This is a genomic window from Pseudoalteromonas rubra (assembly GCF_005887095.1).
Taxonomy (GTDB): Bacteria; Pseudomonadota; Gammaproteobacteria; order Enterobacterales; family Alteromonadaceae; genus Pseudoalteromonas; species Pseudoalteromonas rubra_E.
Map to the genome: position 1 here is coordinate 1 of NZ_PNCI01000212.1, position 247 is coordinate 247.

A 247-nucleotide genomic window follows, 5' to 3' on the forward strand; every position below is an offset into this window, starting at 1 on the left:
CAACCGTGATGGTGTCGAACCAAGTGTCGTGCTTAAGCGTGACGCCTTTCTCTTTCAGGCCAGCAGCTAGAATGTCAGCAAAGCGGTGGATACGCTCGGCGATGGTTTTAAGGCCTTCTGGACCGTGGTAAACCGCGTAGAACGCTGCCATGTTCGCCAGTAACACCTGTGCAGTACAAATGTTTGAGTTGGCTTTTTCACGGCGGATATGCTGCTCACGAGTTTGCATCGCCATGCGAGATCCGGA

General features: G+C 53.0%; 1 pseudogene. It reads right to left on the bottom strand.

The features are described 5' to 3' along the window. Positions 1-247, bottom strand: a pseudogene (locus tag CWB99_RS23905) (hypothetical protein); the annotation flags it as partial.